The organism is Chryseobacterium candidae (assembly GCF_004916905.1).
In the GTDB taxonomy this organism is placed as follows: domain Bacteria; phylum Bacteroidota; class Bacteroidia; order Flavobacteriales; family Weeksellaceae; genus Chryseobacterium; species Chryseobacterium candidae.
Window position 1 is genome coordinate 33,626 of record NZ_SDLV01000030.1, and the last position, 17,858, is coordinate 51,483.

At 36.9% G+C, this 17,858-nt stretch carries 12 protein-coding genes and 1 pseudogene; 11 read left to right on the plus strand and 2 right to left on the minus strand.

What is annotated here, in order from left to right; translation table 11 throughout:
• Window positions 1-31: 31 nt before the first annotated feature.
• Both hemL and EK417_RS14790 read left to right on the plus strand, forming a co-directional pair.
• Window positions 32-1,321 (plus strand): glutamate-1-semialdehyde 2,1-aminomutase, encoded by a 1,290-nt coding sequence (gene hemL / locus EK417_RS14785; RefSeq protein ID WP_136522574.1) that lies wholly within the window; start codon window positions 32-34, stop codon window positions 1,319-1,321.
• Between the two features lie 660 nt (window positions 1,322-1,981).
• Window positions 1,982-2,662, plus strand: a pseudogene (locus tag EK417_RS14790) (amidohydrolase family protein); the annotation flags it as partial.
• Between the two features lie 443 nt (window positions 2,663-3,105).
• Here the strand turns inward: EK417_RS14790 and EK417_RS14795 are convergent.
• Window positions 3,106-4,515 carry a beta-helix domain-containing protein gene (locus EK417_RS14795; protein WP_136522575.1) on the minus strand — a complete coding sequence of 470 codons (1,410 nt, stop codon included), beginning with the start codon at window positions 4,513-4,515 and terminating at the stop codon, window positions 3,106-3,108.
• Window positions 4,516-4,559: 44 nt separating this feature from the next.
• Entirely contained in the window at window positions 4,560-7,349 is a 2,790-nt protein-coding gene (locus EK417_RS14800; protein WP_076596114.1) for a TonB-dependent receptor, read from the minus strand.
• A gap of 325 nt (window positions 7,350-7,674) precedes the next feature.
• Here EK417_RS14800 and EK417_RS14805 point away from each other — a divergent pair, with 325 nt between their 5' ends.
• The 9 genes from EK417_RS14805 (at window position 7,675) to EK417_RS14845 (ending at window position 17,719) form a co-directional block, all read left to right on the plus strand.
• Entirely contained in the window at window positions 7,675-8,349 is a 675-nt protein-coding gene (locus EK417_RS14805) for a response regulator (protein ID WP_076596113.1), read from the plus strand.
• Between the two features lie 48 nt (window positions 8,350-8,397).
• Entirely contained in the window at window positions 8,398-9,429 is a 1,032-nt protein-coding gene (locus EK417_RS14810; RefSeq protein WP_076596112.1) for a sensor histidine kinase, read from the plus strand.
• Window positions 9,430-9,563: 134 nt separating this feature from the next.
• Complete coding sequence (locus EK417_RS14815) at window positions 9,564-10,160, plus strand: IS1096 element passenger TnpR family protein (protein WP_076596111.1); 597 nt, start codon at window positions 9,564-9,566, stop codon at window positions 10,158-10,160.
• Window positions 10,161-10,387: 227 nt separating this feature from the next.
• Window positions 10,388-11,737, plus strand: a complete 1,350-nt coding sequence (locus tag EK417_RS14820; RefSeq protein ID WP_136522576.1) for an alpha-amylase family glycosyl hydrolase — start codon at window positions 10,388-10,390, stop codon at window positions 11,735-11,737.
• A 130-nt stretch (window positions 11,738-11,867) separates the two neighbouring features.
• Window positions 11,868-12,308: a hypothetical protein gene (locus EK417_RS14825; RefSeq protein ID WP_136522577.1), complete on the plus strand. Its 441-nt coding sequence runs from the start codon at window positions 11,868-11,870 to the stop codon at window positions 12,306-12,308.
• A 135-nt stretch (window positions 12,309-12,443) separates the two neighbouring features.
• Window positions 12,444-13,238: a thymidylate synthase gene (locus tag EK417_RS14830; RefSeq protein ID WP_136522578.1), complete on the plus strand. Its 795-nt coding sequence runs from the start codon at window positions 12,444-12,446 to the stop codon at window positions 13,236-13,238.
• Window positions 13,239-13,465: 227 nt separating this feature from the next.
• Window positions 13,466-13,684 (plus strand): hypothetical protein, encoded by a 219-nt coding sequence (locus EK417_RS14835; RefSeq protein WP_136522580.1) that lies wholly within the window; start codon window positions 13,466-13,468, stop codon window positions 13,682-13,684.
• 25 nt (window positions 13,685-13,709) lie between these two features.
• Window positions 13,710-16,220 (plus strand): M1 family metallopeptidase, encoded by a 2,511-nt coding sequence (locus tag EK417_RS14840; RefSeq protein ID WP_136522581.1) that lies wholly within the window; start codon window positions 13,710-13,712, stop codon window positions 16,218-16,220.
• Window positions 16,221-16,390: 170 nt separating this feature from the next.
• Window positions 16,391-17,719, plus strand: coding sequence for a hydroxymethylglutaryl-CoA synthase family protein (locus tag EK417_RS14845; RefSeq protein ID WP_136522582.1), 1,329 nt, complete (start codon window positions 16,391-16,393; stop codon window positions 17,717-17,719).
• Window positions 17,720-17,858: the final 139 nt, after the last annotated feature.

The window sequence follows — 17,858 nt, forward strand, 5'->3', positions numbered from 1 at the left end:
ACCAGCAGCTGTCAGCACCAACTAAATATATATGAAGTATCAAAGAAGTTCGGCTTTATTTGATGAAGCCTACAAATACATTCCGGGAGGTGTAAACTCTCCGGTAAGAGCATTTAAATCCGTAGGAGGAGTGCCTGTTTTTATGAAATCGGCAAAAGGGGCTTACCTTACCGATGCAGATGACAATACTTACATCGATTATATCAACTCATGGGGCCCGGCCATTTTAGGACATACTCATCCTGAGGTACTGGAAGAACTGAAAATACAGGCTGAAAAAGGATTCTCTTTCGGTGCTCCTACAGAACTGGAAACAGAAATTGCAAAATTCATCATTGAAAATGTTCCGAATATCGACCAGATAAGAATGGTTTCTTCAGGAACAGAAGCTTGTATGAGTGCTATCAGACTGGCAAGAGGATATACAGGAAGAGATAAAATTGTAAAATTTGAAGGCTGTTATCATGGGCATTCGGATTCATTCCTGATTAAAGCGGGAAGTGGTGCAGCTACTTTTGGAAATCCAAATTCTCCGGGCGTAACAGCTGGAACAGCAAAAGATACTTTGTTAGCGCGTTATAATGATTTTGAACAGGTTGAAGATTTATTCCGTCATAATCAGGGAGAAATTGCAGCGGTAATTATAGAACCTGTTGCGGGAAATATGGGTTGTGTATTGCCGGAAAACGATTTTTTACAAAAACTGAGAAAGATCTGTGATGAAAACGGAGCATTATTGATCTTTGATGAGGTGATGACTGGTTTCAGATTAGCTTTCGGAGGAGCTCAGGAACTTTTCAATGTAAAAGCTGATCTGGTGACTTACGGAAAAGTAGTCGGAGGAGGGCTTCCGGTAGGAGCTTTCGCTGGTAGAAATGAAATCATGGATCATCTTGCACCAAAAGGCGGTGTTTATCAGGCGGGAACATTAAGTGGAAATCCTTTAGCAATGAGAGCCGGATTAAAAACTCTTCAGCTTATTAAAAATGATTCTGAGTTTTTCAGCAGATTGGAGAAAACAACAGAAACATTGGATTTTGAGATCGGAAAAATCTTAAATGAAAAAGGAATCGCTCACAGAATCAACAGAAAAGGTTCTATGATGTCTGTATTCTTCCATATTAAAAGCGTTTCCAACTTTGATGAAGCACAGGAAGCAAATCATTCTTTGTTTAATAATTTCTTCCACCAGATGCTTAAGAATGGAGTCTATCTTCCGCCAAGCGGTTATGAAACTTACTTCATCAGCGATGCCATCAAGGATAAAGAAATTGATATGACACTGGAAGCAGTAAGAAAATTTGAATATTCAAATAAATAATAATGAAACCGGATTTAAAATCCGGTTTTTTTATGGAAAAGAAAGTTTAGGTTGAAAAAAAATCAACGCAATCTCTGTCACTCAGTAGGAGTTTCACCAGCATAAAAACAGCATAATTTGGATTCCTGCAGAATGACAAGTGTTGTGGATATTTTTATACTAATCATAATTGCTAGTCTTAGTTTTATACAAAAAGTAAAGGCTGCCCCTTTGTCACTCCGTAGGAGTCTCAACAGCGTAAAAACATCATAATCAGGATTCCTGCGTAATGACAGGCGTTGTGGATATTTTTATATTAAACATACTTGATACAGATAGTTTAGCCGGTCTATTTGTCACTCCGTAGGAGTCTCAACAGCGTAAAAACATCATAATCAGGATTCCTGCGTAATGACAGGCATTGTCGATATTTTTATATTAAACATACTTGATATAGAAAGTTTAACCGGTCTATTTGTCACTCCGTAGGAGTCTCAACAGAGTAAAAACATCATAATCAGGATTCCTGCGTAATGACAAGAAGCGTTGTGGATAAATTAAGTAGACCATAAAGCATTCCCCTAAGGAATCAACACAAAGCATAAATCATACAGATTTTGTAATAAACCATACACTTCGTTCAGAGTACTTCTTTTTAATTTTGTCTTAAATAGATTGGAAATGAAGACCTCAGACAATAAGATCCCCCGTAAAGATTTCATCCGAAACTCAGCGTTGGCTGTAGCGGGGCTCACTTTAATACCCAATATCATGACTGCATCGCCTTTCGATGAGAAAAATCTTTCAGTAAAAGGAAAAATGAGCCTTAAAAATGTTCGTCTGGAAACAAGGTTTGAATACCAGGATGGAGAAGTAGCTTCTACCAAAACAGATCTGTTTTATGTAGAAGTTGAAAAAGGAAAAATCACAAAGATCACACCCAATCAACCCAATGCTAAAGCTGTAGATGCAAAAGGACTATTGATGCTTCCTGCATTTAAAGATATGCATATTCACCTTGATAAAACCTTCTATGGAGATCAGTGGCAGTCCGTTAAAAAAAGAGCCGGAGGAGTAAAAGGAATGATAGAACTGGAGCAGAAAATGCTTCCTGAGATGCTGAAAAAATCAACATTCAAAGCTGAAAAACTGATCGAGCTATTACAATCGAAGGGAACTTCCTATGCAAGAAGCCACGTGAATATTGAACCGACTTCCAAACTTCAGTCATTAAAAAATCTGCAAAAAGCGTTAGAAAATAAAAAGAAAAGCTTTGGAGCTGAGCTGGTAGCCTTTCCACAGCATGGTGTTTTCTATACGGATTCCGTACCTTATTTGAAAGAAGCTGCGAAGATGGATATTTATTCTGGAGAAACTAATCAGAAGTATATATATTTATACACTTGTTTTTTGTAATGCCATCGGAAGCTTTTCGGGTGGCTTTTTTTGAATGGGTTCCGGAGTGCGGGTTTAGACTTTTCGTGATCCTGGTTTTTATTTTCCGGATCAGAGTTTCAGATGGTGAATTTCGAGATTGTTTATATTCAATAGGAACGGGCTTTAGCCCGTTTGAATGGAAAAAGATATTCCTCCGGCTTTAGCCAAAACTTATCAAGGAAGGGTATGTGTCTAAACATAAAAATAATTGTTCAAATTGCAATCCGGTATTTTTACAATGTGAACATCTATTCATATTCAAAATTCCTAATATTGGTAATATCTCATAATAACGATAAAAAAAGCCCCCGGAAATACTTCCGGAGGCCTTCTATTTGAAATTAAATCTAGGTACTTATATGATGATGTTATAAGTTAAAGTTTGTCCATCCTGCATACCAGGTATCGTTCGCATCTTTTACAGCACCTTTGTAAGTAACCTGTGTAAACCAAGTCGCTAATTTAGGGTTAGTAAATGCACCTCCTGTTAATAATGGAGAACCTGAGCCAGGAGCGAAGTTTGGTGTAGTTCCTGCAGGAGCCCATGCGTTGGCAAGCTTTACATCAGCAGTAGAAGCAAGGATTGTGTTTCCTTTAGCATTAAACCAGGTTGTAAGATCTGCTAACGTATACGTTGTTGGAGTAGAGGTAGATGGTCCGAACTTTAAAGGAGTTTGCATTCCTGCTAAAACGTTGTTTTCAAAGAATAGTTTATTACCTACAATATTGTTATCTGTTGGAGATCCTTTTGTAGCATCAATGAATAATCCAACAGGGAATCCTGTGAATACAGAGTTGAAAACAGAGATAGAAGAATTTCTTCTGATTTGTAATGCATTCTGGAATAATGCGTTGATAGAACCAGAAGCCGCAGAGTTGATTGGCCCGATAATCGTCATATTAGAGAATATAGCAGATGTCTGAGGATTTAAAGTAGAACCGTTGGCGTCATTATCAGATTCAAATGCGTTAGAACCTGAAACGTCTGCTACCTGAGAATCTCTTACTGCGATACCAAACTGTACCTTTCCTGAGAAACCGTTATCTGTATCAAAATCGTCATCAAGACCTTTGTAAGAAATAAGGTGAGAACAGTTTACCGTACCTCCGAACCACTCAAAACTGTCATCATTAGCATAAGCAACTTCTACATAGTCTACTGTAGTTCCGCTACCTACACCCCCGAACGTAATTCCGTTGATCTCTTTATCCGGTAAGAATGCATATCCTGCATATTCTATTCTTACATATTTTAATACACCACTGTTGTCAGCAGCGTTGGTTCCGCCATAAAGTCCAAGACCTTCAGAGTTGTTAATACCTCCTTCAATTTCTCCAACTCCGTTTGCTCCTCCGAAAGATGCATTAGTAGGAGCGTTTCCTAAGATTACTACACCTGCCCAGTCTCCTCTTTTAGGACTTGGTTTCTCTGAAGTGAAGATAATAGGGTTGGCAGCAGTTCCTTCCGCCATGATTTTGCTCCCTCTTGTAATGATCAAAGCTCCGTTTTTATCAGCTTCACCTACAATCTTTGTACCTGGCTCAATAGTTAAAGTAGCTCCGTTAGTTACATATACCAGTCCTCTCAGCTTATAGATTTTATTGGCTTTAAGTGTAGTATTGGAAGTGATTTTTCCTGAAAGAATAAGGTTTTCAGTTTCTCCGTTTCCGTTACCTCCATTTTGAATAATGGTAGGTCCATCTTCTTCTATATTTCTACAAGCGGTAGTTGATACTAGAGCGCCAAGCATTAAAGAATATAAAACGAACTTTTTCATGTTATAAAGAATTAAATTATTTATTAGATTATTTGTTGAGTGAATTAAAAATTGTATCCCAGTGTTAAACTGATATTGGTTCCTGTAAGTCTTTCAATAGCAAGAGCATCTTTGCTGTCATACTTACCATTGTCGTTCAGGTCATGGTAGAATTTAGCACGACGGTTCAGGATATCTGAAACATTCAGCTTGATTTCTCCTTTGTTGCTCCATAATTTTTTAGCAAGCTGGAAGTCTAAAAGAGGTCTGGGTGCTTCCCAGATTGGTGGAACCTGATCGTTTCCTACATATAAGATTCTTCTTCCGATCATGTTGAATAATAGAGTAGAAGACCAACCTGATTTTTCAGTATCGTACTGAAGACTTAAGTTAACCGTGTATGGAGACTGTCCCTGCATTGGTCTGTCTATGTTGGTAGCTTCGTCCGTTACTCTGTTTTTAATTAATGCTACGTTTCCACCCAGCGTAAAGTTTTTAAGAGCACTTACAAAATCCAGTTTTTTTCTCGCTTCCACTTCTAATCCATAAGCATCAGCTTTATCTACGTTAAGGTAGTTGAAAGTGTTACTGGTTCCTACCCCTGATTGGTTGAAGTATAATTCGATCGGTTTTTTGAAGTTTTTATAGAAACCTGCCACGGATATAATTTCTCCGTTTCTTGGATAGAATTCCCAACGAAGGTCAGCACTCGTGATTTTAGTTCTTTCAATAGATTTGTTACCGATTACAGTTGCTCCAAGGTCAAAATCATAATAAGCCAAAGGAGAAACCTCTCTGAATTCCGGTCTTACAACAGTTTGTGAACCTGCAAGACGGATATTCATTTTAGGATTTACCTTGAATGTCAAGTTCACAGCAGGTAAAAAGTCTGTCACTCTTGTATTGACAAAACGGTCATCACTCTTTTTTGTGCTTCCTACCAGCTGGTCAAAGTTTTCAACTCTTAATCCCCAGACTGCTCTTAACCATGGTGTGAAGTTGTTGTCAAACTGTAAATATCCTGCGTTAAGGATCGTATTGGCAATATATCGGTATTGGTTTCCTGCAATTTCATCAAATGTAAATCCTCCGTTAGTTCCAAAATTACCAGGATTGAAGATCGTTTCAAAAGGCTGAGAAAGCAATCCCTGATTGAAGTTTTCAAGTCTTACAGAGAACGGTCTTGAGTTGTATATTCTGTCTTTTACCTGGAATAAATACCCACCTTTGATCGTTTGTTTTTGTCCGAACATCGTAAATGTTTTGGATACATCACCTCCTGCATTATATAAATAGTCACTTAGCGTAGAGTAGAATACACTTCCTGATTTTTGAGAAAGACCATTAGAAATCAAAGCTAAATAAGGGCTTCCCGGCATGTTCGTATATTGGTTATACTGCAAACGCTGTAGCAAAGGGATGTATTGATCAAGAATCCCGAAGCTTCCGTACCAGTTTACGGTAAGACCGCCAAGAATATCAAGTTTATGGTTACCGGAAAGGGTAGAGTTATAGAAAGTGGTTTCTTTAAATCCAATTTCCCTTGCCATGATATTTGTTCCGTTAATAGGATCAAATTCAAAGTCCTTTCCAGTTCTGAAGGACATGTGATTTACTGTATTGTTGGTGATGATATTCTTCAGGGAAATTTTATTGTTGCTGTTCAGCTTTAAAGAAAGGTTCAACATCCCTCCTAAAATAATATCATTGCTGTATTTTTCTGTAAAATAATCGAAGTTGGTATCAGCAAGCTGATTGTTGATGGTAAAGAAACGGTTGGTAGATTCAGTTCTTCTTTTGTTATTACTGTAGTTTAAAACAGCAATTACTCCTAAATCTTTTCCGAATAACTTCGTGTTGAAACCTCCGTCTAACTGTAAACTTAAGTTTTCAGGGTAACCGATACTGTTGTATCCAAGATTCTTTGTATATCCTTTGCCGATCTCTGTTTTCTGTGCTTCAGTCAGAATACTGAAAGCGTTTTTTGCAGGCATATTGGTAGGAAGTTTTCGGTAACCGTCATCAATTCCTAAAAAGTCCCATTTTCCTCCTTTCTGCATATGGAATTCCTGCCCCATAGTAGCGGTGTTTCCTCCTACGCCTACCTGTACATTGAAGAAATTTTTATTAGGAATATCTTTAGTATTTACCTGAATCAATGCACCTCCCCATTCACCTGTATATTCAGGAATGAAAGTTTTGTTGATCACAAGGGTTTCGATAACGTTAGCAGGGAAAAGGTCAAAAGAGAAAGTCTTTCTGTCTGGTTCCGTACTGGATAACTGGATGCCGTTCAGCATGGCCTGATTGTAACGGTCTGATAAACCTCTTACTACAATATATTTTCCATCAAACAAACTCACCCCGGAGACTCTTTTCAGAACTTCACCCGTATTTCTGTCCGGACTTCTTTTAATAGCTTCAACACCAATAACCTGAGAAACTACACCCGCATTCTTTTGTAAACCGATGGTAGAGGCTATGGTTTCTTTTCTTGCATTTGATTTTATGACAACACCCTCAATTTCTTTTTCTTTGGTAGATGGCTTATCCAGAACAATATCAAGGTGAGTATTACCTTCATTTTTGATAATCACCTCACTGATCTCTTTTCTGTTATACCCATTGGAGCTTACCGTTACAATGTAATTGGCACCGGGAGAAAGGTTGATAGAGTAGTATCCGGAAATGTCAGTGGTTACTTCCTGACCGTTTACCTTTACTTTTACACCTTCTATAGGAGTATTATCTTTCTCGTCCAATACCCTACCTTCCAAAATCTGACTTTGTGCAAAAGCATAGCCAGCAGAAAACAAGGCAAGTAGCATGATGCTCTTGTGGAGTTGTTTTTTCATTATTACTTCTTTTACTTCTTTTTCAAGGGCAAAATAAGGGCTAAGTTTTTAAGAAAACTTTAGGAGAATCTTAATTAATTATGAAGTTTGTATTAACGAATGAATGGATTTTATAGTTATCGATGTTTTGTTTATATAATTATAATTTTTGTTTTAATATTGAATATTATTCCTTATATTTGATTTTTATATATTTATTTATTGTTTTTTTTATTGATTTTGTAATTTGTGTTTAAAATGTTGTTTTTTAATAATTAGTTAACATTTGGCGGATAGATGAAATCAATTGAAATAATTAATTTTGTGGGAATTCTTAAACTAGAAGATGAGCAAAAAAATTCTTTTAATAGATGATGAACTGGACATTTTAGAGATTCTGTCTTACAATTTGGAAAAGGAAGGGTACGATATCTATACCGCTACCAATGGTAATGAAGGTATAGAGAAAGCAAAGGAAATTGTTCCGGACCTTATCTTATTAGATGTCATGATGCCTGAAAAAGATGGTATAGAAACCTGTCAGGAACTTCGTAAAGTGAAAGAACTGCAAAAAACACTTATTGTGTTCCTTTCTGCAAGAAGCGAAGAATTTTCTCAATTAGCAGGTTTTCAGGCGGGTGCTAATGACTATGTCGTAAAACTGATCAAACCGAAAATCCTTATCTCTAAGGTAAATGCATTATTGCAGCTAACCTCTCAGGTTTCTGACAATGCTAAACTCATCGAAATCGGAGACCTTGTTATCGACAAAGATAACTTCAGAGTTTCCAAAAGCGGACAGCAGTTTCTTCTTCCCAAAAAAGAATTTGATTTGCTTTACCTTTTGGCCTCTAATACTGAAAAGGTTTTCAAAAGAGAAGAGATTCTGGAAAAAGTTTGGGGTAATGATGTGATTGTAGGAGAAAGAACCATTGATGTTCACATCAGAAGACTAAGAGAAAAATTAGGGATCAATACCATTCAGACATTAAAAGGGATTGGATATAAACTGATCGTTTAATTATTTAAAAATCTTAACTTTACGTTCAATCATTAAAACGTTGTAAAATTGAAATTTTACAGACTTACCCTCGTTGCCTCCTGTCTGCTGACACTGGTAATGCTCCTTTTAGGTGTCGTATTCGATTCGCTGAAAGATATCTACTATAAGACCCCTTTGTTCAAAACGGGTCTTTTCATCTGTATTGTCCTGATCTTCCTGATCAACTGTGTAGTACTGGAACTCCTTTTCAATTACTACAGCAGAAAACAGGTAAAAGGTCTTTCAGGATTTCTTCCGCAGGAAATAGTACAGAATCATGATGAAAATATCACCATCAAAGAGTTAGGTGAAAGATTTTCAGATCTCAATCAGCAGCAGGTATCTGAAATTGATATGATGAAAGAGATGGAAAGCTACCGTAAAGAATATATCGGAAATGTTTCCCATGAACTGAAAACCCCTTTATTTTCTATTCAGGGATATGTAGAAACCCTAAGAGAAGGCGGAGTAGACAATCTTACGATCCGGGATAAATATCTGGAAAGAATTGATAAATCGGTAGAAAGACTTATTGCTATTGTAACCGATCTTGATATGATCAATAGGCTGGAAGCTGGCGAAATCAACCTTACCGTTTCAAAATTTGATGTCAACCTTCTGATCAAAGAGATTTTTGACCTTCTTGATCTTGAAGCTGAAAAACGAAATACAACTTTACAGATTCAGACCCTTCATCCACAGATTTTTGTAGAAGCTGATAAACAGAAGATTTCTCAGGTTTTTATTAATCTCATCTCCAATGCCATTCATTATGCTAACAGACAGGAAGCAAAAGTGATTGTAAAAACCAGTATCCTGAAAAATAAGGTGCTGATAGAGGTCATAGACAACGGAATGGGGATCAAATCCGAAATTCTTCCAAGAATCTTCGAAAGATTTTATCGTGTGGAAACCAGCAGAAGCAGAAGAGAAGGCGGCTCCGGGCTTGGCCTGGCTATTGTAAAACACATCCTTGAAGCTCATAACGAAAATATTACCGTAGAAAGCGTTTACCTTGAAGGCACAAAGTTTAGTTTTATGCTTGAGAAAAGTAAATAATTCCGGCAAAATGTAAGAAAAAAAAATATTTTAAAAAATCCTGAAATATTTTTTTGTCACATGTCATTTATTATATATTTGCAACAGAGATTTATCATAATTATAAAGGCAAAAAAGTAATTTAAGAAACTGATATGGTTTACAAAATCCGCGTAATATTAGATGCGAAAGAGGATATTTTCCGTGATATTGAAGTTAAGGGAAAACAAACGTTATGGAACTTACATTTAGGAATTAAAAGTGCATTCAGTCTGCAGGGAGATGAGCTTTCTACATTTAATCTGTTGGAAGACGACGGAACGATCGTAAAAAGTGTCCCATTGGAAGATATGAGTGATGATGGTGACGGCGAAATTATGTCAGATGTTTACATTGATGAGGCTTTTGAAAATGTAGGAGACAAAGCACAGTTCCAGTATGGGCTTCTTGATCTTTGGGAATTTTTCTGTGAGCTCATTGAAGTAATTGAAGAAACAAAAGGCGTGAACTATCCAATCACGGTATACAGATTTGGAAATGTTCCGTTGAAAGCTCCTGGCAAAAACGGAAGCGCAGGTGGCAAAAAGAAATCAGCAATGCCATTGGTAGATGATGAATTCGGCTTCGATGATGATTTTGGAGCAGGAGGAAATTTTGCAGATGAAGATGATGACAGCTTCGATGATGATGAGGAAGAAGACTACAATGATGATGTCTTTGATGATGAAGATGATAATGATGACGAAAGATAGTCAACAACAATATACTGCCCTGGATTTTGATCCGGGGCTTTTTTATGGCAAATGCATAACGATTAAAATAATAAACTGGTAAATAAGTAAACGGATTTCCTCTGCCTTTCCATAAATAAGCTTTTCATAAATTTACCATTTAGTAATTTTGCCTTTTTACCTTTACAATTTTGTTCTTTTCCCGCTTCCCTCCAAAAACAATCCTTACTTTTGTTAAAAATAGTTTAATGAAAAAATTACTTTTGTTAGCTGTAATTGGTCTGGGAATTGTTTCCTGTACCACTCAAAAAAATACACGGAAGATGACAGAACTGCCAAAAGATTGGAAACATAATACAAATATCTACGAAGTAAACATAAGACAATATACTCAGGAAGGAACTTTCAAAGCATTTGCAAAAGAAATGCCCCGGCTGAAATCTATGGGCGTAAAAACACTTTGGTTCATGCCCATTACCCCAATTGCCCAGCAGAATAAAAAGGGAAGTCTGGGAAGTCCTTATGCCGCTGCAGATTACACTTCCATCAATCCTGAATTCGGGACACTGCAGGATTTTAAAGATATGGTGAATGAGGCACACAGACTGGGATTTAAAGTAATCATAGACTGGGTGGCCAATCATACAGGCTGGGATCATGTGTGGACAAAAACACATCCTGAATTTTATCTTAAAGATCCGGATGGAAAATTCCATATAGCTTCCGGAATGGACGATATTATTGAGCTGGACTATAAAAATCAGGAAATGCGTCAGGCTATGATAGATGCCATGAGATTCTGGGTGCAGGAAACCGATATTGATGGTTTCCGATGTGATCTTGCTTCATGGGTAGAAGTAGACTTCTGGGAACAGGCACGTCCTGAAGTGGAAAAAATAAAACCTCTTTTCTGGCTGGGAGAATTTGATGAGCTGGAAAGCCCGGAATACGGAAAAGTTTTTGATGCCAGCTATTCCTGGAAATGGATGCACAAATCTGCCGACTATTATAAAAAAAACGAACCTCTTCAGGAGCTCAAGGATTTGTTGAGACAGTATTCTAATATTGGAGACGCCTCCATGAGAGCCTGGTTTACCACAAACCACGACGAAAACTCGTGGAACGGAACCGAATATGAAAAATATGGCGTCATCACAAAACCAATGGCTGTATTCTCCGCCACATGGAATGGTGTTCCGTTATTATACTCAGGGCAGGAGCTTCCGAATATGAAGAGACTGGAGTTTTTCGAAAAAGATGCCATCAAATGGACGAATACCTATCAGGTTGCTGATTTCTATAAAACAGTATTGGATTTGAGAGCTTCGAATCCGGCTTTAAGAGGAGGAGATACCAACGTTACAACTTACCTTCTTAATACAACAGCAAATGATAAAATTCTGGCTTATGTAAGAAAAAACGGCAATGATGAAGTTTTGGTTGTTCTGAACATGTCAAAAGAACCGGTTAACTTTTCTATTGAAGACGAACATCTGTCGGGAACATTCAGAAATGTTTTTGATAAAACCAAAAGAGATTTCAGCGATGGAAAAGATTTTAGCTTTAAAGTATCTGATTTTGCTGTATTTGAAAAATAATATTTAGATCTTTGGCTTTATCTTAATGAATAGCCACTAAGCAGTACTTAATTCCCCTCCGCTGGAGGGGTGTCAAAATCTGTGATTTTGACGGGGTGGTTTATCTACCCGCAATAAAAAAGATCATCCAATGAACAAACAGGAAATAATCAATATCATTAAAGCAAAAGCAGCAGACAAAATCCGGTATTTTGAAAACCTGATCGCAGAAACACGGGCATCCAACAATGACACCAAAAGCTCAATGGGGGACAAATACGAAACCGGAAGAGAAATGCTTCAGCAGGAAATCAATAATCTGCAGAGACAGCTTAACGAAGTGTTGAGCCAACAGGCTGTTTTGCAGAAAATAACTTCGGATCCTTCAGAAAAAGTTCAGAACGGAGCATTGGTAAAAACCGATAAAGGATTGTTCTATATTGCTGCTTCCATGGGAGAAATTGTTTTTGAGAACCAGAAAATCATGACCGTTTCTGCAGAATCACCCTTAGTGAAAGTTATGTACGGAAAAAAAACAGGAGAAACATTTACAGTCAATACCATTCATCAGACCATTGAAAATATATGGTGAAATTAATTTCTGTTAGATGGCAGATATACAGCTGTTTAATAGAAAATAAACATCACCGCTATAAAATGCATTCATAAAAGTGAGTGCTTTTTTTAATGGTTTTTACTAAATTTGAAACTTAAAATCTCATTCAAAATGCAAAACTACCTGGACCTTTTACAGCATATTTTAGACAACGGAACTGATAAAACCGACAGAACCGGCACTGGAACAAGAAGTGTTTTCGGATATCAGCTGAGATATGATCTGTCAAAAGGATTTCCTTTGGTAACCACAAAGAAAGTGCATTTAAAATCCATTATCTATGAGTTGCTTTGGTTTCTGAAAGGAGATACCAATATTAAGTATCTTAATGATAACGGAGTAAGCATCTGGGATGAATGGGCGAATGAAAATGGAGATCTGGGACCTGTTTACGGAGCACAATGGAGAAGCTGGAATGGAGCAGACGGAAAAATTGTAGATCAGATTACAGAAGTGATCGATCAGATCAAGAAAAACCCGGATTCCAGAAGACTTATCGTATCAGCATGGAATGTTGCAGAAATTCCAAACATGGCTTTGGCTCCCTGTCATGCCCTGTTCCAGTTTTACGTAGCGGATGGTAAATTATCCTTACAGCTGTATCAGAGAAGTGCTGATGTTTTCCTTGGAGTACCTTTCAATATTGCAAGTTATGCACTACTTTTGATGATGGTAGCGCAGGTTTGTGATCTTGAAGTAGGTGATTATGTTCACAGTTTTGGAGATGTTCATATCTATAATAACCACTTTGAGCAGGTAAACAGACAGCTTGGAAGAGAACCAAGAGCACTTCCGGCAATGAAATTAAACCCTGAAATTAAAAATATCTTTGATTTCGATTTCGAGGACTTTACTTTAGAAAATTATAATCCGCATCCGGGGATCAAAGCTCCTGTAGCCATTTAATATTCTTATATCGCTTTATTTTTTAAATTTACGTCTATTTTTTTATTAATAGATGCCATTATCTGCGGTCATAAACTAAGGAATCGGAATATAAATCCTTTAGTACACTTTCTTTTGGCAATTGTTTCTTACATTTGAATGAACAATTCCGGTTCGTTGGATTCTTTTTGTAAAGGGATCCGTTGGCTGACAGGAAATCATAAATATCAAATACTTAAGAATAAATTATGAAGTATTTAAAAATTAATATAGAAGAAAATGCAGATGTTGAAGTACTGAAAAATGCAGTACTTCAGTTGAAAGGTGTAGTATCAGCAGAAATAGTGGATGACGAAAATCCTGAAAGTGAACTCAAAAAAGCCTTTGCAAAAACAAAAGAACAGCTTAAAAAAGGTGACTATGAAACTTTAGTCAATGACATTTTCGACATCATCATAAAAAAATAATTCTAAAAAATAATAAAGCAGACCGATGAGAAAGGGCATTTTATCAATTGCTATACTTGGAATTTTATTTTCCACAAATGTATCAGCACAAACCGAAACTTCAGGAAGAGAAAAAATATACAGAGCTACTCACACGAAAGTAACGGAGCTTAAGCACACAAAACTGAAAGTGAATTTTGATTATCAGAAAGAACAGATGAATGGGGAAGAATGGCTTACCGCTTCACCTTACTTCTATGCCACCAATGAGCTTATCCTTGATGCAAAAGGAATGCTGATTCATGAAGTGGCTCTTGATAACAACGGCAAAAAGTCTCCTTTAAAATACGAATACAAAGACGACATTCTAAAAATTACTCTCGATAAAACCTATCAGAAAAATCAGGAGTATACAGTGTATATCAAATATACATCCCGCCCGAATGAAGTGAAGCAGCAGGGAAGCATGGCAATCAATGATGCAAAAGGGCTGTATTTCATCAATGCTCAGGGAACAGATCCGGATATGCCAACCCAAATCTGGACACAGGGAGAAACGGAATCTTCTTCTGCATGGTTTCCTACTATTGATAAACCCAACCAAAAGACAACCCAGGAAATCTATATGACAGTTCCTGATAAATATGTAACATTATCCAATGGTATTATGAAAGATTCTCAAAAAGAATCCAACGGACTCAGAACAGATCATTGGGTGATGGATAAAAGACATTCTACCTATCTTTTCTTTATGGGAGTGGGAGAATATGCCGTTGTAAAAGACAAATGGAAAAACATTCCGGTTGATTATTATATTGAAAAGGAATACGAGCCTTATGCTAAACAGATCTACGGAAATACACCGGAAATGATCGACTTTTTCTCTAAAAAACTGAATTATGACTATCCCTGGGCGAAATATGCTCAGATTTCCGGAAGAGATTATGTAAGTGGTGCAATGGAAAATACCACAGCCACTCTTCATGGAAGTGATATTCTTCAGAAGCCGGGACAGCTCATCGATGAGAATACGTGGGAAGATACTATTGCTCATGAACTCTTTCACCATTGGTTTGGAGATCTGGTAACTGCAGAAAGCTGGAGTAATCTTACCGTTAATGAATCTTTTGCCAATTATTCCGAATACCTTTGGAATGAATACAAGTACGGAAAAGATCAGGCCGATTATCACCTCATGACAGACGTAAATCAGTATATCCATAATCCTTCAGATTTTAATAAAAATCTGGTAAGATTCAACTATGAATCCAGGGAAGATGTTTTTGACCTCGTAACATATCAGAAAGGTGGCGGGATTTTAAACATGCTGAGAAATTATCTTGGAGATGATGCCTTCTTTGCAGGAATGAATGATTATCTGAAAACCAACGAATATCAGAACGCAGAAGCACACCAGTTAAGACTTTCTTTTGAAAAAGTATCGGGTAAAGACTTAAACTGGTTCTTTAACCAATGGTATTTCGGAAGCGGAAATCCTAAAATTAATTACTCATCCACCTTTGAGCCGGTAAAAAAACAGGTGGCTGTAACCATTAATCAAACTCAGGAAAAACCCTTTGAATTTCCTCTGGCCATTGATATCTATGACAACGGAAAACCTAAAAGATACAATGTCTGGGTAAATGCAGAAGCAAAAAATACATTCAGTTTTGATGTTTCTAAAGCACCGGATCTTGTTAATATCAATGCAGACGGAGTCTTACTGGCTGATATTACCGATACTAAAACTCCGGAACAGAATCTGATGCAGTTTACCAGCTCTAAGGAATTTAAAAGCAGATATCTGGCTTTAAACGGAATTAAAGATCAGACCGGGAAAAGCCCTGCAGCTGTAAAATTATTAGCAGCAGCATTGAAAGATCCTTTCTTCAGGGTAAGAATAAAGGCTTTGAATTTAATAGATCTTACTAATCCTGAACAAATGAAGGCGCTGGGTACTGAAGTTGAAAAACTGGCTTCCAATGATCCTAAAACATTGGTACAGGCGGCAGCTATTGCGGCTTTAGGAAAGACAAAAGATAAAAAATATCTTCCGTTATTTGAAAAAGGAGTGAATGCAGTTTCGAATGCAGTGAAAGGAAGTTCAATGAGTGCCCTTCTTTCTATTGATCCGTCAAGAGCAAACAGCCTGGCTGATAAAATTGATATGAAAGGAGCTTCTGATGCGTTGCAGGCACAATTGCTCCCGATTATTGTTAAGAACAAGATTACTTCGCAGATCGAAAATATTGCACCTCTTGCTACTTTTTATCCCTTCATTAAATTCCAGAATCCGGAATTGGGAAAAGCCGCAGAAGATGGTTTCAACTGGATCATGACTTCCGACAACCTGAAAGCAACAGAAAGCATAACAAAAATAGCAGGATATGCCAAAAACCAAATGGCAGACAATCCGCAGGCTAAAATGATGATGGTTCAGATGCTGAAAGATGGTTTGAGTAAAAAAATGGAACTGCTCAAACAGAATCCACAAAACGCAGCAAGTATCAATAAGCAGATTGATGTCATTAATAAAGCAATTGAAAACTATAAATAAACAGATAAAGCCGGCAGATTTGCTGGCTTTCTTTGTATGATGAAGATGTATATAAACTACAGGATTATATTTTTAAATACATTGATTTTTAATGATATTGCAAAAATTAGCATTTTTTACCACCGTTTTTTGTGTTATCTTTCATAAATTCGTTTAAAATTTAGACAATTATGAGTTTTGGAATTGAAGCAGCGGGGTATTATGTACCTGGTTTATATTTGGAGATTAAGGATTTAGCAGAAAAAAGAGGAATAGAACCAGCGAAATTGGAAAAAGGCTTAGGCCTTCATAAAATGGGACTTTCTGACGTTCACGAAGATGCTGCCACTTTTGCAGCAGAAGCATTACTGAAGCTTATAAAAGACTATCAAATCAATCCTGAAGAAATAGCAAGAGTATACCTTGGGACAGAAAGCGCAGTGGATGCTGCAAAACCTACAGCTTCCTATGCTGTACAGATGGTAGAAAAAGTATTGGAAGAAGAATTTGGAACAAGATGTTTCAGAAACTGTGACGTACTTGATATGACTTTTGCCTGTGTAGGGGGAGTAGATGCTTTACATAACGCTCTGGACTTTGTAAGAGTAAATCTTGATAAAAAAGCAGTAGTAATTGCCAGTGATTATGCAAAATATGAATTGGCATCATCAGGAGAATATACACAAGGAGGCGGTGCTGTGGCTCTTTTGATTTCCTCAAAACCGGATCTTCTTGAAATAGAAAATAATTGGGGAGTAGCCTCAGAAAGTGTCTTTGATTTTTTTAAACCGAGAAGATCATATAAAAAAGAAGACTTGAATGGAGCTCCGGAAACATTTCCTGAAAAGATTGAAATTTTTACAGACGAACCAGTTTTTGACGGACAATATTCTAACCAGTGCTATCAGGATAGAATAAAAGAAGCTTATTATCATTATAAAGAAATAACCGGGCAGGAAAAACCGTATGAAAACTGGCAGTATATTATTTTCCACCTTCCTTATGCGTTCCATGGGAAAAGGGTTTTTACCGAAATCTACAGCCTTGAGAATGGCCTTTCCTATGAGACAGCAGATGAACAAAAAGCAGTGGCTAAATCAGAAAACTATCTTAAATTAATTAATGATAAGATAGAAAAGACCCAGAGAGCCTCTTCAGAAATAGGAAATATGTACACAGCTTCCATATTTATGGCGCTTCTTTCAGCATTACAGACATCTTTTAACGAAAATGAAGAACTTTCCGGAAAAGAAATTGGTTTTGTAGGGTATGGAAGTGGCTCAAAATCAAAAGTATTTGCTGGAACAGTTGCCGGGAACTGGAAAAAAGTAGTAGAGAAATGGAATTTGTTTGAAAGTTTGAACCAAAGAACTGCTGTAAACTTTGAAACCTATGAAAAACTTCACAGAAAACAGTTGAAAGATTCTGTAAATAAAAATTACAAAGGCTTTGGACTTGTCTCTATTGAAACAGAAAATCCGGTTTTAATAGGAGCCAGATATTATGGGTTTCAGAAATAAGTGTATTCAATAAAATTATATAAAAGCATCTCATACTTTGGGATGCTTTACTTTTTTTATCAATGAAACCCCTGTAAATTTTAATTGTTATGATGAATAAGAGATCATGGAAAAGGAATTCTCAGCTTGTAGAATACTG

Coding starts and splice junctions, on each gene's coding strand:
- hemL (WP_136522574.1), top strand. CDS start 32: ATGAAGTATCAAAGAAGTTCGGCTTTATTTGATGAAGCCTACAAATAC.
- EK417_RS14795 (WP_136522575.1), bottom strand. CDS start 4,515: ATGAAAAAGTTCGTTTTATATTCTTTAATGCTTGGCGCTCTAGTATCA.
- EK417_RS14800 (WP_076596114.1), bottom strand. CDS start 7,349: ATGAAAAAACAACTCCACAAGAGCATCATGCTACTTGCCTTGTTTTCT.
- EK417_RS14805 (WP_076596113.1), top strand. CDS start 7,675: ATGAGCAAAAAAATTCTTTTAATAGATGATGAACTGGACATTTTAGAG.
- EK417_RS14815 (WP_076596111.1), top strand. CDS start 9,564: ATGGTTTACAAAATCCGCGTAATATTAGATGCGAAAGAGGATATTTTC.
- EK417_RS14820 (WP_136522576.1), top strand. CDS start 10,388: ATGAAAAAATTACTTTTGTTAGCTGTAATTGGTCTGGGAATTGTTTCC.
- EK417_RS14825 (WP_136522577.1), top strand. CDS start 11,868: ATGAACAAACAGGAAATAATCAATATCATTAAAGCAAAAGCAGCAGAC.
- EK417_RS14830 (WP_136522578.1), top strand. CDS start 12,444: ATGCAAAACTACCTGGACCTTTTACAGCATATTTTAGACAACGGAACT.
- EK417_RS14835 (WP_136522580.1), top strand. CDS start 13,466: ATGAAGTATTTAAAAATTAATATAGAAGAAAATGCAGATGTTGAAGTA.
- EK417_RS14840 (WP_136522581.1), top strand. CDS start 13,710: ATGAGAAAGGGCATTTTATCAATTGCTATACTTGGAATTTTATTTTCC.
- EK417_RS14845 (WP_136522582.1), top strand. CDS start 16,391: ATGAGTTTTGGAATTGAAGCAGCGGGGTATTATGTACCTGGTTTATAT.